Raw genomic sequence first — 22,514 nt, 5'->3', positions numbered from 1 at the left:
AAGTGGGTGCTTTCCTGCTCATCGCACCCTGAATTACCCATCATGGACTTGCGACTGAAAGCATTGCACCCCTAGGGCAAACCCTAGGCATCGTGCACGATTTGTCAAATGGTTTGTGCACATTGCGCACAGCAGCTATCTGACGCTTTTTCTACGATCAGTCCCACGCCATTTTCGGCAATTACACAAAAAACTAGCTGGGGACAAGCCCTGTGACGCAAGCCTTTTGCAATCACTTGCCGGCCATCCTCGCTTTATGAACCTGCATCAACAAGCAGCGACCAGGATCGCTGCGCACATGGGACTCAAGGACACGAACATGATTGAACAAAGCATGCTCATCGGCGGCCAGACCGCACAAGCCAGCAACGGTGCCACTTTCGAACGCAAGAACCCTCTGGATGGCTCCGTCGCCACCCGCGCCCCTGCCGCCACCCCTGCAGATGCCGTGCGCGCTGTGGAAGCCGCCCAAGCTGCATTCCCCGCCTGGGCCGCCATGGGCCCAACCGAGCGCCGCCACATGCTGATGAAGGCATCCCAGGCTCTGGAAGCCAAGGCCGAGGCTTTTGCCGCTGCCATGGCTGCTGAAACAGGCGCCTCCGGCATCTGGGCTAGCTTCAACGTGCATCTGGCTGCCAACATGTTCCTGGAAGCCGCTTCGCTGACCACCCAGATCAATGGTCAGCTGATTCCTTCGGATATCCCCGGCAGCATGGCCATGGCCGTGCGCCAGCCCGCAGGCGTGGTGCTGGGCATCGCCCCCTGGAATGCACCCATCATCCTGGCCGTGCGCGCCATTGCCACGCCTCTGGCTTGCGGTAATACCGTGATTCTCAAGGGCTCTGAACTGAGCCCCGCCACCCATGGCCTGATCATTGAAGCCCTGCAAGAAGGCGGCCTGCCCGCTGGCGTGGTGAACTTTGTGACCAACGCGCCCGAAGACGCAGGTGCCGTGGTCGAAGCCATGGTGGCCCACCCCGCCGTACGCCGTGTGAACTTCACCGGCTCCACCCGCGTGGGCCGCATCATTGGCCAGACCTGCGCCAAGCACCTCAAGCCCGCGATTCTGGAGCTGGGTGGCAAGGCCCCCTTCCTGGTGCTCGACGATGCCGATGTGGACGCCGCCGTGGCCGGTGCCATCTTTGGCGCTTTCGCCAACTCGGGCCAGATCTGCATGTCCACCGAGCGCATCATCGTCGATGAAGCCGTGGCCGAGGAATTCATCTCCAAGCTGGTGGCCCGCGCCGAATCCCTGCCTCTGGGCGACCCCCGCCAGGGTCCCGTCGTGCTGGGCTCCGTCGTGGACATGAACACCGTGCACCGCGTCAACGAACTGATCGACGACGCCGTGGCCAAGGGCGCCAAGATCCTCTGTGGCGGCAAGGCCACCAACACCCTGATGGCCGCCACGCTGATTGACGGCGTAACGCCCGAGATGCGCATCTTCCGCGAAGAAACTTTTGCGCCTGTGAAGGCCATCGTGCGCGTCAGCGGTGAAGAGCAAGCCATTGCCATGGCCAATGACAACGAGTTCGGCCTGTCTTCTTCCGTCTACACCAAGGACACCGCCCGTGGCTGGCGCGTGGCTGGCCGTATCGAAGCCGGTATCTGCCACGTCAACGGCCCCACCGTGCATGACGAAGCGCAGATGCCTTTCGGCGGCGTGAAGAACTCGGGCTACGGCCACTTCGGCGGTCAGGCCGGCATCGATGCCTTCACCGACACCCGCTGGATCACCATGCAAACCGCTCCCCGCCACTACCCCTTCTGATTCAGAAGAGCTCTGGAACAAAAAACACACAACTGGAGAACCACGTTGAAACATGCAACCAAGCTGACTCTGGCAGCCCTGCTGTCGGGTCTTACCTTTGCTGCGTCGGCCGCAGGCTCACAGAAGATTGGCCCCGGCCAGCACTTCTACGAGCAAACCTGCGCCAAGTGCCACGAAGCAGGAGTGGGCCCCGTCATCAAAGGGCGCGGCTTTCCGCCTGCCACCTACATGATCATTGCGCGCAACGGCATGAACGCCATGCCCGCCTTCCGCGTGACAGACATTGACGACGCCACGCTGGAAGACTTGGCCAATTACCTGTCCAAGACAGAGGCACCCAAGGCTGCCGAGCCCGCCAAGAAGTAAAGAGGACGAGTTGATGCAAACCGATCGTCGCTCCCTACTCAAAGGCCTGGCCGCTGCCGGTCTGGCTGTCTCCGGCATGGGCCTGGCGCAAGCCGCCTCTGCCCTGACCGCCAAGACTGCCAGCGCGGCTGCCGGCTCTGCCGACGTGCTGGCCGTAACCTCCTCTTTGCATGGCTCCGCTCTGGATGCTGCCTTTGTGGCTGGCGTGCAAAGCACGGCCCGCAACGCGGCCCACTCCGGCCTGCAAGGTCTGGACAGCGCCGCCTTCAATCAGCTCGGCGAGTTGCTGGCCGACGGCAAGGAAACCAAACTGGTGGGCCTGCTCGATGACGCCTCGGCCACGCTGGTACTGGATCTGGTGCGCTCCGCAGGCGGACGCGTGCTGGCTGTCGAAAACCACCGCGTGAACAGCGCTGCCGCAGACTGGGCCAAGGCCTTGGGTCAATCTCTGACCACCGGCCAGGCCATGAACACATCCGCTGCAGCCGCAGGCAACGAAGCCCGCGTGTCTTTCAGCTGCGTGATCTAAGAAACAAGGAAAGCAGAGCATGACAAGCAAATACATGGCCCTGCCCAAGGGCATGAGCGAAAGCAGCTTTGATGCTGCCGTCGCCGACTTCAAGAAAGCCCTGGGCGAAGACAACGTAATGATCAAGGACGAGCTGGTTCGTCCTTACACCAAGGTGATGATGGCCGTGCCTACCGAAGAGCACACGCCCTCCGCCGTGGTGACGGCCACCACCGTTGAGCAGGTGCAGCAAGTCGTCAAGATCTGCAACGAGCACAAGGTGCCCGTGTGGACCATCTCCACCGGCCGCAACTTTGGCTACGGCTCCGCCGCTCCCGTGCAGCGCGGCCAGGTGATCCTGGATCTGCGCAAGATGAACAAGATCATCCACGTGGACCCCGAACTTTGCACCGCACTGGTCGAGCCCGGCGTGACCTACCAGATGCTCTACGACTATCTGGAAGAGAACAAGATTCCGCTGATGCTGTCGTTCTCGGCACCTTCGGCGATTGCCGGCCCCCTGGGCAACACCATGGACCGCGGCGTGGGCTACACCCCCTACGGCGAGCACTTCATGATGCAGTGCGGCATGGAAGTGGTGATGGCCAACGGTGACGTCTATCGCACCGGCATGGGCGGCGTCAAGGGCGACAAGGCCTGGCAAGTGTTCAAGTGGGGTTACGGCCCAACGCTGGACGGCATGTTCACCCAGTCCAACTACGGCATCTGCACCAAGATGGGCTTCTGGCTCATGCCCAAGCCTCCTGTCTTCAAGCCGCTGGAAATCCAGTTCGACGAAGAGAGCGATATCTCCGAAATCGTCGAATTCATCCGCCCGCTGCGCATCGCCCAGGTCATCCCCAACTCGGTGGTGATTGCCGGCCTGCTGTGGGAAGCCTCCACCTGCAACACCCGCCGCGCGGATTACACCACCGAACCCGGTGCCACGCCCGACGCCATCCTCAAGCAGATCCAGAAGGACAAGAAGCTGGGTGCCTGGAACGTGTATGCGGCGCTGTACGGCACCAAGGAACAGGTCGACGTCAACTTCAAGATCGTGCAGGACGCTCTCAAGCAGCTGGGCAAGGGTCGCTTGATTACTGAAGAAATCGCGGGCGACACGCAGCCCTTCAAGTACCGTGCCCAGCTCATGTCCGGCGTGCCGAACCTGCAGGAGTTTGGCCTGTACAACTGGCGTGGGGGCGGTGGCTCGATGTGGTTCGCCCCTGTGTCGCAGGCTCGCGGCAGCGAGTGCGACAAGCAAAAGTCGCTGGCCAAGAAGATTCTGAACAAGCACGGTCTGGACTATGTGGGCGAGTTCATCGTCGGCTGGCGCGACATGCACCACGTCATCGACGTGCTGTATGACCGCAGTAGCGAAGAGGAAACCAAGCGCGCCAACGCTTGCTTTGCCGAGCTGCTGGACGAGTTCGAAAAGGAAGGCTATGCCGTGTACCGCGTGAACACGGCCTTCCAGGAACGTGTGGCGCAGAGCTACGGCCCGGTTAAGCGCGAGATCGAACGCAAGATCAAACGTGCGCTGGACCCGAACGGCATCTTGGCTCCGGGCAAGTGCGGAATAAACATTTGATCTCCCCCTGAGGCGCTTACGCGCCTTCCCCCCCCTCTCTCTTCGGGAGGGGGGCGAAAGCCTCGCCGCGCGGCGGCGCTTGCTCGCTGTCCCTTGATTGGGGCATGCCTGCTTAAGAGCTGCGCCTTGGCTTCAATTTTTCAAAGCCACCTGATTTGAAAACGCCAGGTGGCTTTCTTTTTTCCTTATCGCTATCTCATCTATAGCTGCTAGCGCTTGATGAGCAAGGGCTTGAGCCTCAAAACTCTCAAGAGCCTGGAATCAGGCAAAGTCATCATCAAAAAAGCCGCCGCCATCGTCCCAGCTGCCGCTGTCAAAGCTGGCTGAGTTGTCTATGCTGCCAAGGCCCGCATCGTTTGCCAGGCTGGAGCCGTTACCGCTGCCCTCATGCAGGCTTTGCGTGCTGCTGTCCTGCGCCAGGGCTTTGCTTTCGCCATCCCCCAAGGAGTGGGCTGAGCTGGCGTGATGGTTGCCCAGCAGACTTCCCAGTCCATTAAACAAAAACATGCCGCCCGCAACTCCGGCAGCCGCCGCAGCGACGCTGCCCAGAAAGCTACCGCCCGCCGATGCGGCAGGCTGAGAGTAGCTGGGAGCAGGAGCTGCGCGCTGCGCCCCGCCAGAGAAACGGTCGCGCCAGCTGGAGGGCTGAACGGCGGGCTGAAACTGGCCCGGGTTTTGATGACCAGATTGGACACCAGAGGCATAGCCTGCATCACCAGCAGGCTCTGGCGCACGGCCAAAGTGCGTACTCAGACCGCCCGAGAGAAAACTGGAACTGCCCTCACTCTGGCTTTGCTTGGCCTGGGCCAGTTGCTGCTGCAAATCGCTGATCTGCTGCTGCGCCTGCTGCATGGCCTGCTCCAGCATCAACGTACGTTGGGCCAGCCAGTAGACCGCATCGGGCGCATTGCTCAGGCCTTGGCGCAGCTCGGCATCGGCCTGCACATCCTTAGGCTGGCCCTGAGTCAGCGTCAGTCTGGCGCACAGGTCTTGCAGCAATTGACGTTCTTGAGAGGTCACGGTGCTTTCCTTTCTCCCCACCAATAATTTGCATCAAAGATGTGGTCAGTATGGGCCGCTGCAAGAGCGCGAATGTGAAGCGCAGGCAATGGATATTTGCAGGGTGTAACAAAAAGCCCGCTCTGCAATGCCAGGCACTGCGTGGGACAATGCCAGCCATTGCGCCACTGGCTACACGCCGGTGGTGACGTTTCCAATTTCGCTGTGGGCCTGTCCTGCAGCCACCAACTGCATACACACAATGGAAGTTACCCAACAATGCGTGGTCGCTCTGACCTGGACCCTGAAAGACACTCTGGGCGAAGAACTGGACGTGCTGGACGAGCCGGTTGAGTTCCTCATCGGTGGCGATGACCTGTTCAAGCGCATCGAAGAAGCGCTGCAAGGCCACAGTGTCGGCACCAAGCTGGATCTGCACCTGGAGCCCGAAGAGGCTTTTGGCGACTATGACGAAAGCCTGATCTTTCTGGAAAAGCGCGAGCTGTTCCCTGAAGAGATCGAAGAAGGCATGACCTTCGAGAGCAGCGCCATGCCCAAGGGCACCAACCCCGTGCCCGCCGACCTGCTCTACACCGTCACCGAGATCTACCCCGAGCATGTGGTACTGGACGGCAACCACCCGCTGGCCGGTATCGCCATTCGCCTGCATCTGAAGATCGAAGCGGTGCGCGAAGCGACCGAAGAAGAAGTCGGGCGCGGCACGGCGGGGACGGGCTTTTTCCGCATTGAGCCCATGGCTCCGGGGAATGAGACCTTGCATTAACCCCCTGAGCGGCTTTGCCGCATCCCCCTTTCTCTACGCGCTGCGCGCTATGGAAGGGGGACAGCATCATCGCTGCGCGGCGGCGCTTGCTTGATGCCTCTGGCCTGGGACATGCTTGTTTTACGGCTACAAACAAAAAGGGACTCCTCAGAGTCCCTTTTTCTTTGTGCGCCTGGCTGCTTAGCGGCGGTAGATCTGATTGCCTTCTACGCGCACATATTCGCCGATGCTCAGCTGCGGTGGCTGCTGGTAGTCCAGGGCGCGCATGCTGCCGTCTTGCAGTTGCACAGTCACGCGGTAGATGTCGCGCACGCTGCCGCCGCCCACGCTGTTTTGCACGGCATTGCCAGCCAGAGCACCGCCCACCACGCCGGCAATCGTGGCCAGCGTGCGGCCCGATCCGCCGCCGACCTGATTGCCCAGCACACCGCCGATCACGCCACCGGCAATGGCGCCACCTGCACCAATGCCGCTGCCATCCTGCACGCGCACGGTTTCAATATTTATCACACGGCCCTGCTGGGCGTATTGCTGAGGCTGCTGAGAATAGCAATTGGGGTTGTTGTAGCCACAGTTATTGGCAGGGTAAGTCTGTGTCGTTCCAGGAAAGCCCGTGCCTGAATAAGCACCCTGCTGGTAGCCACCCTGTGGATAGCTCCCACCTTGCGGATAAGTTGCACAGGCTGACAGGGCTGCAGCGATTGCACCCACCATTGCCACTCGGGCCCAGCTTTGAATGACTTGCATAGAAACCTCCTTTTCAGCACATGTACATTCCATGCACCGCAATCTCTGTTGTGTATTGATCTGCAAACCTTGTATGGCCTGAACTTCCAATGCAACGCGGCAGCGCCTGAAAAGGACGACAGACTTCACATTTCCTCACAATAAGCCATTCTCCGGGAGCCGACTAAACTCCTAATTTCATAGCTGACTGCGCCTATCCAGAATCACTTTCAACATAAAAGCATCTTAGATTTGTTGTTTGGCAAGCGCCATCAGCTATCAAAACCAGCTGATCCTGCCCTGCATCAATGGCCACGCAGGGCGCGCAGCACCTGCACCAGCGTATCGGCCTGCGGAAACGCCCAATCCGCCACAGCCCCCAAGGCCACGGCCGTGACCAAGGCTCCGAGCAAAGGCTTCCAGCTCACACGCAGGGCCGCCAGCAGCCAGCCGTCACGCTCCACCACGTAAAGAGTTCTGGCCATGAGCAGGGCAAACGCGACTTCAACGGCCACGGTCAAAAACAGGTCTGCCCCAAACACCAGCCACAGCAGCGAACCCGTGCCGGTAACTGCCACCAGCAAGGCCGCAAAAAGCACTAGCACCGGCACGATAACCACGGCCCCTTCATCCAGACCGCCGATATCGGAGATATCCACCGTCGACGAAGAAGCCGCAGGCAACTCGCCCAGAGCCTGACCGCTATCGAGCGCACCTGCGTCCCCGACATCCCAGCTTCCGTCGGCACCACCGCCGGCATAGGAGCCGCCCTGGCCACTGCCCCAGGCACTGGCGGCATCAGCGCCTGCCGGGCGGCCTCCGCCACCCGGGACTTCGACGGGCACATCACCAGCACCCCAGTCCCGGCTCAGCATGCATCCGGCCCATAAGCGCACCAGCATCAGATACAGGAAATAACCGCAGACCAGTGCAATGCCATAGCGCAGCGCCATACTGTGCACACCAGCATGCAGCAGGCCAACGCTAAGCAAGGACATCGCCCCCAGACTGAGGCCACCTGTCAGCGCCGCATGCAGACGCAGCCAGTGACGCTTTTGCAGGCGACGGCGCATCTGCAAGTCGCGACTGAGCTGAACCCGCAGCCAGGAACTAGAGCGAGGACGTGTCTGACGACTCATGAGGTGGCAAAAATACTGGGGCTCAGAAAATGTTGGCGAACGCAGGCTTATTGCTTGCCCGTAGAGCCGTAGCCGCCTTCACCGCGCTCGCTCTCGGCAGCAAACTCTTCAACCAGATTGAACTGGGCCTGCACCACGGGCACGATGACCAGTTGGGCCAGACGGTCCATGGGCTGCAGCGTGAAAGCGGTCTGCGAGCGGTTCCAGGCGCTGACCATGAGCTGACCCTGGTAGTCGGAGTCGATCAAGCCGACCAGATTGCCCAGCACGATACCGTGCTTGTGGCCCATGCCCGAGCGCGGCAGGATGAGTGCAGCATAGGTAGGGTCCTTGAGGTGCATGGCCATGCCGGTGGGGATCAGCTGCCATTGGCCGGGCTCCAGCGTCACAGGCGCATCAATGCAGGCGCGCAAATCCAGGCCAGCGCTGCCGGGCGTGGCATAAGCGGGCATGTTGTCGCGCAGGCGCGCATCGAGAATCTTGACATCAACGTTCATAACAATCTTTTGCTTGGGAAATCAGAAGAAAGGCCCGTGAACCGGGCCTTTTATGGATTGCGACGGCGCTGCCAGGCAGCTCTGCGCATCTTTCTTGAAGGGCGCTATTTTGCCTGCTGACCGCATTGAGGCACTTCAACACCCAATAAGACGCGGCCTGCGCCTTACTTGTCTTGCAGCCGCTTGAGCACGCTGCCAGCCGCAGACATCAGGCCCATGATGGCCAGCATGACGCCGAACCCACCCACAAACTGCGCGAGGATGACGCCCCCTACGATCAGCACGATCGAGCCCGGCGAAATCCAGGGCTTGCCGGTTTGCTGGCCTTTTTTGCTTTCAATGTCGCGCTCCATGGCCCTGAAGCGCTGCCGCGCCTCTTCCTTGGTCAGCGCCTGAGCCTGCGCCTTCCCTTGCCCCTGCGCAGGACGGCGAGCCACCGTGGTCGGCGCCGTCGCGGCTTGCGGCTGCACCTGCTCGGCCATCTCTTCAGCCATTGCACGGGCCTTTTGCAGGCTGGAGCGTAGCTGGTTCATGGACGAGCCAGCCTGAGAGCCCGGCGTGATCACAGCGCTTTGGATGGCTCCGGCAATGCTGCGCTGTGTGCGGCGAAACTCGGGGCTGGCACGCATCAGCGCATCCACATAGGCCACATAGTCACCGTCGCGCGGGCCTTCATAACTTGAGAGTTTCATGTTGGGATTCCTGGTGCAGCAAATGCAGATGTCACGCGCTCGGCGTATTCAGTCTCAGCGCCACCTCATCCACCAGCTGTCGTGCCAGCACGTCCTTGCTGGCATGGGGCAGCTCCTTGCTGCCGTGATCATCAATCAGCAGCAGGGCATTTTCGTCCTTGCCAAAAGTGGCGGGGCCGATATTGCCCACCAGCAGCGGCACGCCCTTGCGCAAGCGCTTGGCACTGGCGTGCTTGAGCAGATCGTGGCTTTCCGCGGCAAAGCCCACGCAGTACAGATTACCGTACTTGGCTGCGTCGGACTGGGCCACCGTGGCCAAAATATCCGGGTTCTCCACAAAGGCCATGGCAGGCACATCGCCCGAGCCGTCTTTTTTGATCTTCTGATCAGAGCATTCGGCGGGGCGCCAATCTGCTACGGCGGCAGTGGCGATAAAAATAGTTGCATTACCGACTTGCGACTGCACGGCGTCCAGCATCTGGCGCGCCGACTGCACATTGATACGCTGCACGCCACGCGGTGTAGGCAGGTGCACGGGACCGGCCACCAGCGTGACTTCGGCTCCCGCTTCGCGCGCAGCTCTGGCAATGGCAAAGCCCATTTTGCCGCTGGAGAGGTTGGTGATGCCGCGCACCGGGTCAATCGCTTCAAAGGTCGGCCCAGCCGTAATCAGCAGATGCTGCCCCTGCAGCTTCTTGGCCGTAAATACGGCGGCCAGCTCTTCCATGATTTCCTCGGGCTCCAGCATGCGGCCATCACCTGTTTCACCGCAAGCCTGGCTTCCATTGCCCACACCCAGCACCGTGGCGCCGTCATCGACAACTTGCCAGAGGTTGCGCTTGGTCGCAGGGTGCTCCCACATTTCGCGGTTCATGGCCGGGGCGATGACCAGCGGCACTTTGTCGATGGGGCGGGCCAGGCACATCAGGCTCAGCAACTCGTCCGAGCGGCCTTGCGCCAGCCTAGCGATGAAGTCGGCGCTGCAAGGCGCAATCAAAATTGCATCGGCTTCGCGGCTCAGGTTGATGTGGGGCATGTTGTTGGGCTCACGTGCATCCCACTGAGAGGTGTAGACTGCGCGCCCAGAAAGCGCCTGCATGGTGACTGGCGTCATGAACTGCTCTGCCGCCTCCGTCATGACCACTTGCACGGTGGCGCCGGCTTGCACCAGCAAGCGGCACAGCATGGCCGATTTGTAACAAGCCACGCCCCCGGAGAGGCCCAGCACCAGATGTTTGCCTGCGAACACGTCATTCATGCTGCGCAATTTATCAGACATGGGCGGCTTTTGAGCCGCACTAGCATCCCTGTGCGCCACGCCGAAATTCGTGGCGAACCTATAATCCTGTTTTACGTGCGACACGTGTCGTGCTCTGTGGCCTCGTGCCATCTTTCAAATGAGCGATAAGCCTTCGAGGTCTAAGCTCCATTGCTACTGAATAGGTAGCAATAACAATCTGCAGCCGAATGGCTCAATTCGGCTGCAAGCCCTTCCCCACAAGGGAAAGGCAAGCATTTGCACATCCTTTTCAAGGATTTGCGCGCCGTTTTGGCCCATTTTCGCCATGGAAACGTGGTGGGGATGAAACACGTCTGGAACTTTTCTGAAGGAAAGACGATGTGGCTGAGATTGGAAGAGCGCAAAGCTCTGATCTGCCTTGTCATGACTCTCAGCAATGAGAGGACATGACCTTGTGTGCGACCACAAGTAGCCTACGGTGACATGCAAACCCAGTAATGGGTCTGTGTGAAGCTCACCTGACAAAGTACCCCCGCGTTAGCGGCAGACATCATTCGTGAGGATGAATCTGGAGACTGCCAGCAGAAAGGCGGTTGAGGGGCCAGGCTAGTTCCGCAAGGGCAACATACGTGAATCATCGACTGAACCTGGGTAAGGATTGAATGGCCTAATCTGCTGATAGGCCATAACCAAAAGGTACGCTGTCGGAAATCCCTGTGTAAATTAGGGTTTCGTCGTCATTAGTACAGCTCCAGGAGAGATGAGTCCTAAACGGATAGACAGGAAACGGCGCAAGCCGCCAATGTCGGTAGGTCAGGGAACGTGGTAAGCCCCACTATCCGCCAGCACGCGCAAGCGTGGGGGCAGGGAAGCCGTAAGGCAACCTGTTGGATAAGGGGGTATGGGATGGTGGAAAAAGCGAATGGCTGCCTGTAATGGGTGGCATAAGGCATTTTGTCCTAACGCGAAAGCGTGCCCACTTCCACTTGGTGCAACCGTCGCTCGCGACTGTTGGTGTTCATTTCATAGCCCCAAAGGGACGCATTGCCTCCCTTTGGGGAAGCCATGCGTCCTCCAAAGGGTCAAACCTGAAAGAGGAAAGCATGAGAGAAACAACTGTCTCCAGTAGTTCTGCGTCCTCACGCGAACCGCAAGACTGGCACGCCATTGATTGGCACCGGGTCGAGCAGTTCGTGAGAACGACGCAGCAACGCATAGCGAAGGCTACGCTGGAGAAAGATTGGCGCAGGGTGAAAGCCTTGCAACGGTCTTTAATCCACTCGTTTTCTGCCAGAGCTCTGGCGGTAAGACGAGTTACCGAAAACCAAGGCAAGCGAACGGCAGGGGTCGATCGCCAGCTTTGGGATTCACCTGCCCTGAAACGGGCGGCGATTGGTCGGTTAAGGCAGCAACGGGGATATAGGCCTAAGCCTCTGAGGCGGGTCTACATCCCTAAAGCCAACGGGAAGGAGCGCCCTTTGGGCATTCCAACCATGTTGGATCGGGCCATGCAGGCTTTACACCTGCTTGGACTGGAACCCGTGGCTGAAACCACGAGCGATCCAAACAGCTACGGCTTTAGGAGAAATCGCTCGACGGCAGATGCCATGGCCCAGATATACGTAGCCACCTCCCAGAAGTCTGCGGCTTCTTGGGTGCTGGAAGCAGATATCCGAGGCTGCTTTGACCATATCAACCATGAATGGCTGGTGCGTCACGTTCCTACGAACAAGACAATCTTGCGCAAATGGTTGAAAGCCGGGGTGGTCCACAAAGGCCGCCTCTCGCCAACCGACGAAGGGACGCCGCAAGGCGGCATCGTCTCGCCAACCTTGGCGAACATGTGTTTGAACGGGCTGGAAACCGACCTGAAAGCGCACTTGGTTGCGAAATACAGGAAGACAAAGGCCAAGGGACTCAAAGTCCATGTGATCCGGTACGCCGACGATTTCGTAATCACGGGCAACTCGCGAGAGTTGCTGGAAACCGAAATCAGGCCGTGGGTAGAAGCATTCCTCGCACAACGAGGGTTGCAACTGTCACCGGAAAAGACCAAGGTCGTTCACATAGACGAGGGTTTCGATTTTCTGGGGTGGAACTTCCGCAAGTACAAAGGGAAGTTGCTCATCAAGCCGAGCAAGAAGAACGCGCAAGCGTTCTATCGCAAGGTCAGTGAAATCGTGAAAACACACTTATCGACGAAGCAGGAGGATCTCATTGCCAAACTGAACCCAATCCTTCGGGGATGGGCGAGGTACCACCAGCCGGTGGTGGCGAAAGAAACCTTCAGTCGGATGGACAACCTGATCTACTGGCGCCTAGTGCGCTGGACGAGACGGCGTCATCCGAATAAATCCCGGCCCTGGTGCGAACGCCGTTACTGGCAACGCATCAAGGATCGGGAGGAGTTCGCTGCAACTGTGAAAACGGAAAACGGCCCGATCACGACAAGACTGTTGAAGCTCGCGGATACAGCTATCGTGAGACACAAAAAGATCCAGGGGGAATACAACCCCTTTGATCCGAAGTTCGAGGTGTACGGAGAAGAGTTGAGGATGAAACGCATGTCCAAAAACATGTCGTATCAATACGAAACTTCGATGCTGTACATCAGCCAAAACGGGCGTTGCGCACTGTGTGCGGAACCGTTGGAAGAAGGGGAACGCTGGCACGACCATCACATTGTTTACAAGGTGATGGGCGGGTCGGACAACCTCTCCAACCGGGTGCTTCTACACCCGGTCTGTCACAGACGACTGCATGCTCTTGGTTTGCAGGTAGCGAAACCGGCCTCTTAAAGGCTTCGCGTCCACATAGGGAAAGCCTGAGGAATTAGAATCCTCGATTCACAACTATATGGACGGTGTTGTGCTTGAGCCGGATGCGATGAAAGTCGCAAGTCCGGTTCTTAGGGGGGGATGGTTCAGCAATGAACTGTCCCTACCCTCCCACCACCAAAAAAAGACATGACCAAGTTCGTCTTCGTCACCGGCGGTGTGGTGTCTTCCCTCGGTAAGGGAATCGCCTCAGCCTCCCTTGCAGCGATTTTGGAATCGCGCGGTCTCAAAGTCACCCTCATCAAGCTCGATCCCTATATCAACGTGGACCCGGGCACCATGTCGCCCTTCCAGCACGGTGAAGTGTTCGTGACGGATGACGGAGCCGAAACCGACCTGGACCTGGGCCACTATGAGCGTTTCATCGAAACGCGCATGCGCCAGACCAACAACTTCACCACGGGCCGTATCTACCAGTCCGTGCTGGAAAAAGAGCGCCGCGGCGACTATCTGGGTAAGACCGTGCAGGTCATCCCCCATGTCACCAACGAAATCCAGGAATTCATCAAGCGCGGCGCAGGCCTTGGCACCGACCACGAAGTGGATGTGGCCATCTGTGAAGTCGGCGGCACGGTGGGCGACATCGAGTCCCTGCCCTTCCTCGAAGCTGCGCGTCAGCTGGCCCTGAAGCTCGGCCCCAACAACTCCGCCTTTGTGCACCTGACTTACCTGCCGTTCATCGAAACCGCAGGCGAGCTCAAGACCAAGCCCACCCAGCACACCGTGCAGAAGCTGCGCGAAATCGGTATCCAGCCCGATGCGCTGCTGTGCCGTGCCAAGCATCAGGTGCCAGAGGAAGAAAAGGGCAAGATCTCCCTGTTCACCAATGTGCCCGAGTGGGGTGTGATCTCCATGTGGGACGTGGACACCATCTACAAGGTGCCCCGCATGCTGCACGAGCAAGGTCTGGACGGCCTGATCTGCGACAAGCTGCGCCTGAACACGCCTCCTACCAACCTCAAGCGCTGGGACGAGCTGGTCCATGAGACCGAGAATCCTCAGGGCGAGGTCAAGATTGCCATGGTGGGCAAGTACGTGGAACTGTCCGACGCCTACAAGTCGGTCAACGAAGCGCTCAAGCACGCCGGCATGCGCAATCATGTGCGCGTGAAGATCACCCACGTGGACTCGGAAACCATCCACGACACGGATGCTTCCAAGCTGCTCAAGGAATACGACGGCATTCTGGTGCCCGGCGGCTTCGGCTCGCGCGGCGTGGAAGGCAAGATCTCGACCGCCAAGTTTGCCCGTGAGAACAAGGTGCCTTACCTGGGCATCTGCTTAGGGATGCAGGTTGCCACCATCGAGTACGCCCGCCATGTGGCAGGCCTTGAAGGCGCCAACTCCACCGAGTTCGATCCCCAGACTCCCAACCCCGTGATCGCCTTGATCACCGAGTGGAAGGATGCGGACGGCACGATCAAGACCCGTGACGAGAACTCCGATCTGGGCGGCACCATGCGTCTGGGCGCACAGTCTTCGGACGTGCAAAAGGGCACACTGGCGCACAGCATCTATGGCGACGTGGTGACCGAGCGCCACCGCCACCGCTACGAGGCCAACACCCAGTATCTGGACAAGCTGCGCGAAGCTGGCCTGGTGATCTCGGCGCTGACCCAGCGTGAGCAGCTGACCGAAATCGTCGAGCTGCCCGCCAAGGTTCACCCCTGGTTCATCGGCGTGCAGTTCCACCCCGAGTTCAAGTCCACGCCCTGGGCAGGTCACCCCCTGTTCAATGCCTTTATCAAGGCAGCCATGGACAATAAGCAAAAGGCTAAGAAAGCCTGATCCGGGCCTGATTCCCACGGGAATCATTCCTGAAAAAGGAGCTGCTAGCGCTTGAAAAACAATGACCTCGGCATCAAATGCATCTGAAGTCATTCAACATAGAGCGCTGGCAGCTTCAGTTTTTGAAGCATGCACCCCATGCACAAAGGAACCCACCATGAAACTCTGCGGCTTTGATATTGGTCTGGACCAACGCTTCTTTCTGATCGCCGGCCCCTGCGTGGTCGAATCCGAACAGCTGCAGATGGACGTGGCCGGCCAGCTCAAGGAGATCACTTCTTCTCTGGGCATCAACTTCCTCTTCAAGAGCAGCTTTGACAAGGCCAACCGGTCGTCGGGCACCAGCTTTCGCGGCCCCGGCATGGAAAAGGGTCTGGAAATTCTGGCCAAGGTGAAGAAGGAAATCGGCGTGCCCGTGCTCACCGATGTGCACACCGTCGAAGAAATTCCCCATGTCGCCTCCGTGGTCGACATGCTGCAAACGCCCGCCTTCCTGTGCCGCCAGACGGATTTCATCCGCGCCGTGGCCCAGTGCGGCAAGCCCGTGAACATCAAAAAGGGCCAGTTCCTTGCCCCCCATGACATGAAGAATGTCATCGACAAGGCCCGCGCTGCGGCCATCGAAGTGGGTCAGGACCCCGACATGTTCACCGCCTGCGAGCGCGGCGCCAGCTTTGGCTACAACAACTTGGTCAGCGACATGCGCTCTCTGGCCATCATGCGTGAGACCGGTGCCCCCGTGGTGTTTGACGCCACCCACAGCGTGCAGTTGCCCGGCGGCAACGGCACATCGAGCGGCGGCATGCGAGAGATGGTGCCTGTGCTGTCCCGCGCCGCTGTGGCCGTGGGCGTGGCAGGTCTCTTCATGGAAACCCACCCCGATCCCTGCAACGCCCTGAGCGACGGCCCCAACGCCGTGCCGCTCAAGCACATGAAGGCGCTTCTGGAGACTCTGGTAGCGCTCGATGATGTGACCAAGCGCAACGGCTTCCTGGAAAACCATTTCGAAGCCTGAGCATGACAATCCTGCCCATCACCTGCCCTCATGCCCACCGCCGCAAGCTGCGGCTGGGTGTTTGAGGCCGTGATGCCCCCCGGCATGACTGACACGTTGATCCGTGGCGTCATGCCTTTTTTGCATTCAGCGCCTGTAACCGCAATATCACGAAACAAGAAACTCGATTACAGCATCACGTCAAGGCTAAAGCGGCCCACCAAATTTGTGCACAATAGCCGCCGCAGCCTCTTTCATACTGACCGCGTGCATGTCGCGCGCAATAACAGAAAGACTTCGGGCTTCACAAGTTTTAATAGCAGCTTGCGCTTGATGCACAAGCGCTTGGGCATGATTTCATAAAGAAATCAGCTCGCACGTACCGATTTCAGAAACCCCAAAGGAAATGCAATGAGTGCCATTGTTGACATCGTAGGTCGCGAAGTGCTGGACAGCCGCGGCAACCCCACCGTTGAATGCGACGTGCTGCTGGAGTCCGGCGTGATGGGCCGTGCGGCCGTGCCTAGCGGCGCATCCACCGGCTCACGCGAAGCCATTGAACTGCGTGACGGCGACAAGAGCCGTTACCTGGGCAAGGGCGTGCTCAAGGCTGTCGAGCACATCAACACCGAAATCTCCGAAGCCGTGCTGGGCCTTGACGCTTCCGAGCAAGCCTTCCTGGACAAGACCCTGATCGACCTGGACGGCACCGACAACAAGAGCCGCCTGGGCGCCAACGCCATGCTGGCCGTTTCCATGGCCGTGGCCCGCGCCGCTGCTGAAGAAGCCGGCCTGCCCCTGTACCGCTACTTCGGCGGCATGGGCGGCGTGCAACTGCCCGTGCCCATGATGAACGTGATCAACGGCGGCGCCCATGCGAACAACTCGCTGGACCTGCAAGAGTTCATGATCATCCCCGTCGGCGCTCCCACTTTCCGTGAAGCCGTGCGCTGGGGTGCCGAAGTCTTCCACGCCCTGAAGGCCATCATCCACGACAAGGGCATGTCCACCGCCGTGGGCGACGAAGGCGGTTTTGCTCCTTCCGTGGAAAACCACGAAGCAGCCATCCAGCTGATCATCGAAGCGATTGAGAAGGCTGGCTACAAGCCCGGCGAGCAGATCGCTCTGGGTCTGGACTGCGCTGCCTCCGAGTTCTACAAGGACGGCATGTACGTTCTGGCCGGCGAAGGAAATATGACACTGACTTCGACCCAGTGGACCGACATGCTGGCCGGCTGGTGCGACAAGTACCCCATCATCTCCATCGAAGACGGCATGCACGAAGGCGACTGGGATGGCTGGAAGGTTCTGACCGAGCGTCTGGGCAAGAAGGTTCAGCTGGTGGGTGACGACCTGTTCGTGACCAACACCAAGATCCTCAAGGAAGGCATCGAGAAGGACATCGCCAACTCCATCCTGATCAAGATCAACCAGATCGGCACCCTGACCGAGACCTTCGCCGCCATCGAAATGGCCAAGCGCGCCGGCTACACCGCCGTGATCTCGCACCGCTCGGGCGAAACCGAAGACAGCACCATTGCCGACATCGCCGTGGGCCTGAACGCTGGCCAGATCAAGACCGGCTCCATGAGCCGTTCCGACCGCATCGCCAAGTACAACCAGCTGCTGCGCATCGAAGAAGATCTGGGCGACGTGGCTGTGTACCCCGGTATGACTGCCTTCTACAACCTGCGCGGATAAACTCCCCTTGAGTCGCTGCGCAGCCTCCCCCTCCCCTTGAAGGGGGACGATACCTTCGGCGCGGTGCGGCCTTTCCTCGGTGTTTCTCCTTTGTGGAACCACACTGCTTTTGAGTCTTTGTCATGGTTAACCGCGTCGTCTGTGTCACCTTGCTGGTCTTGCTGGCCCTCATCCATGCCCAACTCTGGCTGGGCAATGGCAGCATGTCGTATGTCAATGAGTTGCGACAGCAGATCAAGGACCAGTACGCCGCCAATGTCATTGAAAAGTCGGAAAACGACAGGCTCGAATCTGAAGTTAATGACCTCAAGGAAGGCCTGTCCACCGTGGAAGAAAAAGCTCGCTACGAGCTAGGCATGGTCAAACCCAATGAAATCTATATTCAGGTTTCCAAGCGCTGACCCTGCGGCCACAGCCCCTCAAAGCCAGCCTAGCGCTGGCTTTGCTGTTCCTGAGGCGGCTCCCACCGTGGTGTTGCTCGGTGCTCCTCACGCCTTGGCGCGCAGCATGGCCCACGGGCTGATTCAAGCAAGGCGAGACGCCGGTCTCACTTCTACCTGGGAATGCCTGGCCCCCGACAAGGAGGAGACATGGCCTACCAACGCCCTCGTCTATGTTCTGGGTCAGGACTGGCGTGACACCCGGCCGGAGAATGCCCACAACCCGACACTTGAGCAGCAGATCAGCCATTGGCGAGCGCAGCTGGATACACGATCACAGAGCTATGTGATGCTGTATGGCAGGCCCTCTGCCCAATGGCAACAACTGGCTGCATCACTTAAGTTCATAGCAGCTGGCACCGACTGGGATTGGATTTCCAGCCAAAACCCTTGGAATTTCAGCCAAAAAATACGCCGCAAGGCCTGTGAGCAATGCGGCGATCCTGAGTGTGAGCTGGCGCTGTTCGAGATGCTGAAGGGCTCATCCTGAAGCGTTGAACGCCTTCTCCAAGCTCTTTGAAAGAGGCGGCCTGTATGCTCACTGACGGCCTCACTGACAAGTGTGCTTACTGCACAGCGCTCGAGCCTGGCGGCTGTTTTTGCGCATCGGTGAACAGGCGCGCTGCATCAATGGCATCAAATGCGTATTGCTGGCCACAGAAGTCGCAGCCTACATCAATCTTGCCGCGCTCAGCGACGATGGAATCCACCTCTTCCTGCCCCAGCGAGGTCAGCATGGTGGCAACTCGCTCGCGGCTGCAGGTGCAGGCAAAGCGCGGTGCCACCTCGTCAGCCTGAGGAGCAAAGCGCAGCAGCTTCTCCTCCCAGAACAGGCGACGCAAAATGGTTTCCACATCCAGAGTCAACAGCTCTTCTTGCGTCAGGCTGGAAGCCAAGGTGGCGATGCGGTTGTATTCCTCGTTCAGGCCCTGGGCGTCGTGTTCGGCATCGCTGCTTTCGGTGGCAGCAGCCAGATTGGCCTCGCCCTTGACGGGCATGCGTTGCAGCATCAGGCCAGCGGCGATCTTGTCATTGGCCGCCAGCACCATCACGGTATCCAGCTGCTCGGACTGCATCATGTAGAACTGCAGCGCATCCGACAGGCGCTCAAAGCGGCCACCGCCCGCGTCATTGAGTGGCACCACGCCCTGATACGGGTTCTGACCTGGCAGTCGATCCTTGGGGTCCAGCGTCACGGCGCAGCGGCCCACGCCATGGGCATTGACCAGCTCGGCCAACGGAGCGAGCTGCCCACGCAAAGGCAGGTTGGCCTCACCTACCAGCGACGCCGTAGCGCGCAGGCTCAGGTCGGACTGCACTTCGGCCACAGCCAGCTTGACCGGGCCGTCACCCATGATCTGGAACACCAGCGCGCCATTGAACTTGATGTTGGACTGCATGAGCACGCCGGCCGCCGTCATTTCGCCCAGCAAAGCACTGACTGCCTCGGGATAGGCTCCGGTATCGTGGTTGCCAGAGCGGCGCAGCAAGATTTCCTGCCAGGAATCGGTGAGGCGAACGATGGCACCACGCACGGGCAGGCCGTCAAAAATGAATTTATGCAGTTCAGACACGCTTATCAGTTCCGGTAAAAGGCCGGGCCATCAGCCCAGCTTGCGCAAGCCGCTCTTGAAGCGGCGAGCATTTTCAACATAGTTTTTGGCGCTCTGGCCCAGACCTTCGATCTGCTGAGGCGTGAGCTGGCGCACTGCTTTCGCAGGGCTACCCAGAATCATCCAGCCATCGGGAAATTCCTTACCCTCGGTGACCAGAGAACCCGCGCCCACCAGGCAGTTCTTGCCAATTTTTGCGCCGTTGAGCACCACTGCCCCGATGCCGATGAGCGAGCCATCGCCAATCGTGCACCCATGCAGCATTACTTGGTGACCAACCGTCACATTGCAACCCACCGTCAGCGGCTTACCAAAATCGGCATGCAGCACGCTGGCATCCTGAATATTAGAGCCTGCACCGATGGTGATGTTCTCGGTGTCTCCGCGAATGACACATCCGAACCAGACGCTGGCGTCCTTGTCCAGCTGCACCCTGCCCATGACCTCGGCGCTGTCCGCCACCCATGCGCTTTCGTCAATCTTCGGCGCAACGCCGTCCAGTTCATAAATGGCCATGAGCTTGTCTCCCGGTGGATTGTTTTTAGAGACCTAGAATTGTAGGGATGGAGTTACGTCATCGCGCGCTAGAGGTCTTGTGCTTATCAGATTCGGAGCAAAAAGCGGCTGCAGCCATTGATCTGCATGCGAATAAATCTCTCTATTCAATAGCAGAAACAGCACCGGCACTGCCTATCCCCGAATCCGAGCTGCCCGGTCGCCCGGCCAGGCCCGAGCTCAAGCACCATACAGCGGTGGCCCGGCGCTCGCCCGCCACCCTCGAAGGCCGGGCCGTGCTGATCCACGCTATTGCGCATATCGAATTCAATGCCATCAACCTAGCGCTGGATGCCATCTGGCGCTTTGACGGCATGCCCGAGCAGTACTACCACGACTGGCTGCAGGTGGCAGCCGAGGAAGCCAAGCACTTCCGCCTGCTGCGCGACCACCTGCGCCTGCACCACGGCCAGGACTATGGCGACCACCCGGCCCATCAGGGCCTGTGGACCATGTGCGAGAAAACCGCCCAAGACATCGTGGCCCGCATGGCACTGGTGCCCCGCACCCTGGAGGCGCGCGGCCTGGACGCCACACCGCAAATCCAGAACAAGCTGCGCAATACCCATGCCCCCGATGCGCTAGCGGCCTGCGACATTCTGGACATCATCCTGCGCGAAGAAGTGGGCCATGTCGCGATTGGCAACCACTGGTACCGCTGGCTGTGCAAGAAGCATGATCTGGAGCCGGAAGCGCTCTATCTGGAGCTAACTGCACGCTATGAAGCCCCGCGTCTGCGTCCGCCCTTCAATGAAAGGGCCAGACGCGCGGCAGGCTTTACGGACACCGAGATCGCATGGCTGCAGCAGATCTGATTTCCTTGACCCGAATCAAGAATCTGCCATCTATGACACCTTCCTGCCCCGAGTTCTCAGCGCCCAGCAACCGAAGCGGCAAAGCTGACACTATGATCAGCCCATTCTTACAAAAACGATCCACGCCGTTTTTTTACAAACAGATGCGACGCAGTAATGAGTGAACACACCCTACAGGACACGGCCTTCACCTCGTCGCGCAACCTGTCCACAGGCATGATTGCACGTCAGCCCATCGTCAACGGGCTGCAGCAAATCATTGGCTACGAGTTGTTCAACCGTTCACGCTCGCCCTACGCCCACACCTTATCGTCCGATGCCACCCTGATCTTTGCGGCCCTCACCCATGCCGGCGAAGAGGACCTCGTGGGCACCAAGCTCATGTTCGTCAACTGCACGCACGAAGGGCTGACCGGCGAGCACTTGGAGCTGCTGCCCGCCGACAAGGTCGTGCTGGAGATTCCGCCATTGGGGCACGCAGCCATTCATGAAGTTGCCGCACGCCTGCCCACGCTGATGGCGCTCAAGGAGCAAGGCTTTCACCTGGCCTTCAACCACACGGTTCTGGAGTCCGTTTACGCCTCCTGGCTGCCGCTGGCTGACTACATCAAGCTAGACCTGTCCACACTGGCTCCGGCCCAGCTCACGGTGCTGGTCAAATTTGCCACCCGCCACACGCGCGCCGAGCTGATTGCCGAGAAGGTCGAAAGCGCCCAGCAGCATGAGCTGGCGCAGAAGCTGGGTATTGCCCTGTTTCAGGGCTTCTGGTTTGCACGCCCCACCGTCATGCAAACGCGCCTGCTGACGCCAACCCAGCAAAGCATCATTCAATTACTGACCCTGGTGCGCGAGCAGGCCAGCACCGATGCCATCGAGGAAGTCCTCAAAAAAGATGCCGCTCTTGCCTTCAACCTGCTGCGCCTGATCAACTCGGCCAGCTTTGGCTCTCACCGCAAGATCACCTCCTTCAAGCAGGCCGTCATGCTGCTGGGGCTGAACAAGCTGTTCCGCTGGGCCGCCATGCTGCTGACCGCTGCCCGCGACGGTGGCCCGCCGCCAGCCGTCGGCCAGACCGCCGTGATTCGCGGCCGCCTGATGGAGCTGCTGGCCAAGCACTCCCTGACCGAGGCTGATGCCGACCAGGCCTTTATCTGCGGCATGTTCTCCATGCTCGACCACATGCTGGGCATGCCTTTGCCGGCTGCGCTGGCCCTGATTCCGGTCTCCGAGCCCGTTGCCGCGGCCGTGCTACACCACGAGGGCATCCTGGGTGAGCTGCTGATACTCACCAAGGCTTGCGAAAACCATGACCAGGACCAGTTTGACCGCAGCGCCACCAGCCTGGAGCTGCAGCCCCAGCACATCAACAGCGCCCACCTGCAGGCACTGAGCTGGACCGAATGCCTCGCACACTGAATCCGTGCAACCGAACTTGCACACCCTAGCCCAGTAATTACC

At 59.6% G+C, this 22,514-nt stretch carries 22 protein-coding genes; 14 read left to right on the top strand and 8 right to left on the bottom strand.

Features of this window, described 5'->3' with window-relative positions; genetic code table 11:
* Positions 1-319: 319 nt before the first annotated feature.
* The 4 genes from AC2I9W_RS05130 to AC2I9W_RS05115 are packed head-to-tail and all read left to right on the top strand — an operon-like array spanning position 320 to position 4,236.
* Positions 320-1,771, top strand: a complete 1,452-nt coding sequence (locus AC2I9W_RS05130) for an aldehyde dehydrogenase (RefSeq protein WP_486408948.1) — start codon at positions 320-322, stop codon at positions 1,769-1,771.
* A 45-nt stretch (positions 1,772-1,816) separates the two neighbouring features.
* Entirely contained in the window at positions 1,817-2,137 is a 321-nt protein-coding gene (locus tag AC2I9W_RS05125) for a c-type cytochrome (protein ID WP_158390370.1), read from the top strand.
* Between the two features lie 13 nt (positions 2,138-2,150).
* Positions 2,151-2,666 (top strand): hypothetical protein, encoded by a 516-nt coding sequence (locus tag AC2I9W_RS05120; protein ID WP_486408947.1) that lies wholly within the window; start codon positions 2,151-2,153, stop codon positions 2,664-2,666.
* A 19-nt stretch (positions 2,667-2,685) separates the two neighbouring features.
* The gene (locus AC2I9W_RS05115) at positions 2,686-4,236 is read left to right on the top strand and encodes an FAD-binding oxidoreductase (RefSeq protein WP_486408946.1); all 1,551 of its coding nucleotides are present in this window, start codon (positions 2,686-2,688) and stop codon (positions 4,234-4,236) included.
* A 261-nt stretch (positions 4,237-4,497) separates the two neighbouring features.
* Here AC2I9W_RS05115 and AC2I9W_RS05110 read toward each other — a convergent pair whose 3' ends face one another.
* Complete coding sequence (locus AC2I9W_RS05110; RefSeq protein ID WP_486408945.1) at positions 4,498-5,256, bottom strand: DUF2076 family protein; 759 nt, start codon at positions 5,254-5,256, stop codon at positions 4,498-4,500.
* Positions 5,257-5,497: 241 nt separating this feature from the next.
* Between AC2I9W_RS05110 and AC2I9W_RS05105 the strand changes: the two genes are divergently transcribed.
* Positions 5,498-6,019: an FKBP-type peptidyl-prolyl cis-trans isomerase gene (locus AC2I9W_RS05105; protein WP_486408944.1), complete on the top strand. Its 522-nt coding sequence runs from the start codon at positions 5,498-5,500 to the stop codon at positions 6,017-6,019.
* Positions 6,020-6,199: 180 nt separating this feature from the next.
* Here the strand turns inward: AC2I9W_RS05105 and AC2I9W_RS05100 are convergent, their stop codons facing one another.
* The 5 genes from AC2I9W_RS05100 to coaBC all read right to left on the bottom strand — a co-directional run bounded on the left by AC2I9W_RS05100 (position 6,200) and on the right by coaBC (position 10,331).
* Positions 6,200-6,766 carry an outer membrane lipoprotein gene (locus AC2I9W_RS05100; RefSeq protein ID WP_486408943.1) on the bottom strand — a complete coding sequence of 189 codons (567 nt, stop codon included), beginning with the start codon at positions 6,764-6,766 and terminating at the stop codon, positions 6,200-6,202.
* A 284-nt stretch (positions 6,767-7,050) separates the two neighbouring features.
* Positions 7,051-7,884, bottom strand: coding sequence for a hypothetical protein (locus AC2I9W_RS05095; protein ID WP_486408942.1), 834 nt, complete (start codon positions 7,882-7,884; stop codon positions 7,051-7,053).
* Between the two features lie 47 nt (positions 7,885-7,931).
* The gene (dut, locus tag AC2I9W_RS05090; protein ID WP_486408941.1) at positions 7,932-8,381 is read right to left on the bottom strand and encodes a dUTP diphosphatase; all 450 of its coding nucleotides are present in this window, start codon (positions 8,379-8,381) and stop codon (positions 7,932-7,934) included.
* Between the two features lie 164 nt (positions 8,382-8,545).
* Positions 8,546-9,073, bottom strand: a complete 528-nt coding sequence (locus AC2I9W_RS05085; protein ID WP_486408940.1) for a hypothetical protein — start codon at positions 9,071-9,073, stop codon at positions 8,546-8,548.
* Between the two features lie 31 nt (positions 9,074-9,104).
* A complete protein-coding gene (gene coaBC, locus AC2I9W_RS05080; RefSeq protein WP_486409001.1) occupies positions 9,105-10,331 on the bottom strand; it encodes a bifunctional phosphopantothenoylcysteine decarboxylase/phosphopantothenate--cysteine ligase CoaBC in 1,227 nt (408 codons plus the stop codon).
* 1,085 nt (positions 10,332-11,416) lie between these two features.
* Here coaBC and ltrA point away from each other — a divergent pair.
* The 7 genes from ltrA to AC2I9W_RS05045 all read left to right on the top strand — a co-directional run bounded on the left by ltrA (position 11,417) and on the right by AC2I9W_RS05045 (position 18,563).
* Complete coding sequence (gene ltrA, locus AC2I9W_RS05075) at positions 11,417-13,111, top strand: group II intron reverse transcriptase/maturase (RefSeq protein ID WP_486408939.1); 1,695 nt, start codon at positions 11,417-11,419, stop codon at positions 13,109-13,111.
* Between the two features lie 168 nt (positions 13,112-13,279).
* Positions 13,280-14,938, top strand: a complete 1,659-nt coding sequence (pyrG, locus tag AC2I9W_RS05070) for a CTP synthase (protein WP_486408938.1) — start codon at positions 13,280-13,282, stop codon at positions 14,936-14,938.
* Between the two features lie 157 nt (positions 14,939-15,095).
* Complete coding sequence (kdsA, locus tag AC2I9W_RS05065; protein ID WP_158390335.1) at positions 15,096-15,953, top strand: 3-deoxy-8-phosphooctulonate synthase; 858 nt, start codon at positions 15,096-15,098, stop codon at positions 15,951-15,953.
* Positions 15,954-15,983: 30 nt separating this feature from the next.
* Positions 15,984-16,295, top strand: a complete 312-nt coding sequence (locus AC2I9W_RS05060; RefSeq protein ID WP_486408937.1) for a hypothetical protein — start codon at positions 15,984-15,986, stop codon at positions 16,293-16,295.
* 48 nt (positions 16,296-16,343) lie between these two features.
* Positions 16,344-17,633 (top strand): phosphopyruvate hydratase, encoded by a 1,290-nt coding sequence (gene eno / locus AC2I9W_RS05055; protein WP_486408936.1) that lies wholly within the window; start codon positions 16,344-16,346, stop codon positions 17,631-17,633.
* Positions 17,634-17,755: 122 nt separating this feature from the next.
* Positions 17,756-18,034, top strand: a complete 279-nt coding sequence (locus AC2I9W_RS05050) for a septum formation initiator family protein (protein WP_486408935.1) — start codon at positions 17,756-17,758, stop codon at positions 18,032-18,034.
* Between the two features lie 67 nt (positions 18,035-18,101).
* Positions 18,102-18,563: a hypothetical protein gene (locus AC2I9W_RS05045; RefSeq protein WP_486408934.1), complete on the top strand. Its 462-nt coding sequence runs from the start codon at positions 18,102-18,104 to the stop codon at positions 18,561-18,563.
* Between the two features lie 76 nt (positions 18,564-18,639).
* Here AC2I9W_RS05045 and hslO read toward each other — a convergent pair whose 3' ends face one another.
* Together hslO and AC2I9W_RS05035 are read right to left on the bottom strand one after the other, a co-directional pair.
* Positions 18,640-19,647, bottom strand: coding sequence for an Hsp33 family molecular chaperone HslO (gene hslO, locus AC2I9W_RS05040; RefSeq protein WP_486408933.1), 1,008 nt, complete (start codon positions 19,645-19,647; stop codon positions 18,640-18,642).
* 30 nt (positions 19,648-19,677) lie between these two features.
* The gene (locus AC2I9W_RS05035) at positions 19,678-20,202 is read right to left on the bottom strand and encodes a gamma carbonic anhydrase family protein (protein ID WP_486408932.1); all 525 of its coding nucleotides are present in this window, start codon (positions 20,200-20,202) and stop codon (positions 19,678-19,680) included.
* Positions 20,203-20,249: 47 nt separating this feature from the next.
* On the opposite strand from AC2I9W_RS05035, the gene AC2I9W_RS05030 reads away from it, so the two are divergent.
* Complete coding sequence (locus AC2I9W_RS05030; RefSeq protein ID WP_486408931.1) at positions 20,250-21,056, top strand: ferritin-like domain-containing protein; 807 nt, start codon at positions 20,250-20,252, stop codon at positions 21,054-21,056.
* Positions 21,057-21,212: 156 nt separating this feature from the next.
* Entirely contained in the window at positions 21,213-22,472 is a 1,260-nt protein-coding gene (locus tag AC2I9W_RS05025) for an EAL and HDOD domain-containing protein (protein ID WP_486408930.1), read from the top strand.
* Positions 22,473-22,514: the final 42 nt, after the last annotated feature.

It is taken from the genome of Comamonas sp. FUJ_7 (assembly GCF_057369555.1).
Note: the sequence above shows the minus strand (reverse complement) of the source record. Positions and strands in the feature narration are given on the sequence as shown.

Coding starts and splice junctions, on each gene's coding strand:
- AC2I9W_RS05130 (WP_486408948.1), top strand. CDS start 320: ATGATTGAACAAAGCATGCTCATCGGCGGCCAGACCGCACAAGCCAGC.
- AC2I9W_RS05120 (WP_486408947.1), top strand. CDS start 2,151: ATGCAAACCGATCGTCGCTCCCTACTCAAAGGCCTGGCCGCTGCCGGT.
- AC2I9W_RS05115 (WP_486408946.1), top strand. CDS start 2,686: ATGACAAGCAAATACATGGCCCTGCCCAAGGGCATGAGCGAAAGCAGC.
- AC2I9W_RS05105 (WP_486408944.1), top strand. CDS start 5,498: ATGGAAGTTACCCAACAATGCGTGGTCGCTCTGACCTGGACCCTGAAA.
- AC2I9W_RS05100 (WP_486408943.1), bottom strand. CDS start 6,766: ATGCAAGTCATTCAAAGCTGGGCCCGAGTGGCAATGGTGGGTGCAATC.
- AC2I9W_RS05095 (WP_486408942.1), bottom strand. CDS start 7,884: ATGAGTCGTCAGACACGTCCTCGCTCTAGTTCCTGGCTGCGGGTTCAG.
- dut (WP_486408941.1), bottom strand. CDS start 8,381: ATGAACGTTGATGTCAAGATTCTCGATGCGCGCCTGCGCGACAACATG.
- AC2I9W_RS05085 (WP_486408940.1), bottom strand. CDS start 9,073: ATGAAACTCTCAAGTTATGAAGGCCCGCGCGACGGTGACTATGTGGCC.
- coaBC (WP_486409001.1), bottom strand. CDS start 10,331: ATGAATGACGTGTTCGCAGGCAAACATCTGGTGCTGGGCCTCTCCGGG.
- ltrA (WP_486408939.1), top strand. CDS start 11,417: ATGAGAGAAACAACTGTCTCCAGTAGTTCTGCGTCCTCACGCGAACCG.
- pyrG (WP_486408938.1), top strand. CDS start 13,280: ATGACCAAGTTCGTCTTCGTCACCGGCGGTGTGGTGTCTTCCCTCGGT.
- kdsA (WP_158390335.1), top strand. CDS start 15,096: ATGAAACTCTGCGGCTTTGATATTGGTCTGGACCAACGCTTCTTTCTG.
- AC2I9W_RS05060 (WP_486408937.1), top strand. CDS start 15,984: ATGCCCACCGCCGCAAGCTGCGGCTGGGTGTTTGAGGCCGTGATGCCC.
- eno (WP_486408936.1), top strand. CDS start 16,344: ATGAGTGCCATTGTTGACATCGTAGGTCGCGAAGTGCTGGACAGCCGC.
- AC2I9W_RS05050 (WP_486408935.1), top strand. CDS start 17,756: ATGGTTAACCGCGTCGTCTGTGTCACCTTGCTGGTCTTGCTGGCCCTC.
- AC2I9W_RS05035 (WP_486408932.1), bottom strand. CDS start 20,202: ATGGCCATTTATGAACTGGACGGCGTTGCGCCGAAGATTGACGAAAGC.
- AC2I9W_RS05030 (WP_486408931.1), top strand. CDS start 20,250: ATGGAGTTACGTCATCGCGCGCTAGAGGTCTTGTGCTTATCAGATTCG.
- AC2I9W_RS05025 (WP_486408930.1), top strand. CDS start 21,213: ATGAGTGAACACACCCTACAGGACACGGCCTTCACCTCGTCGCGCAAC.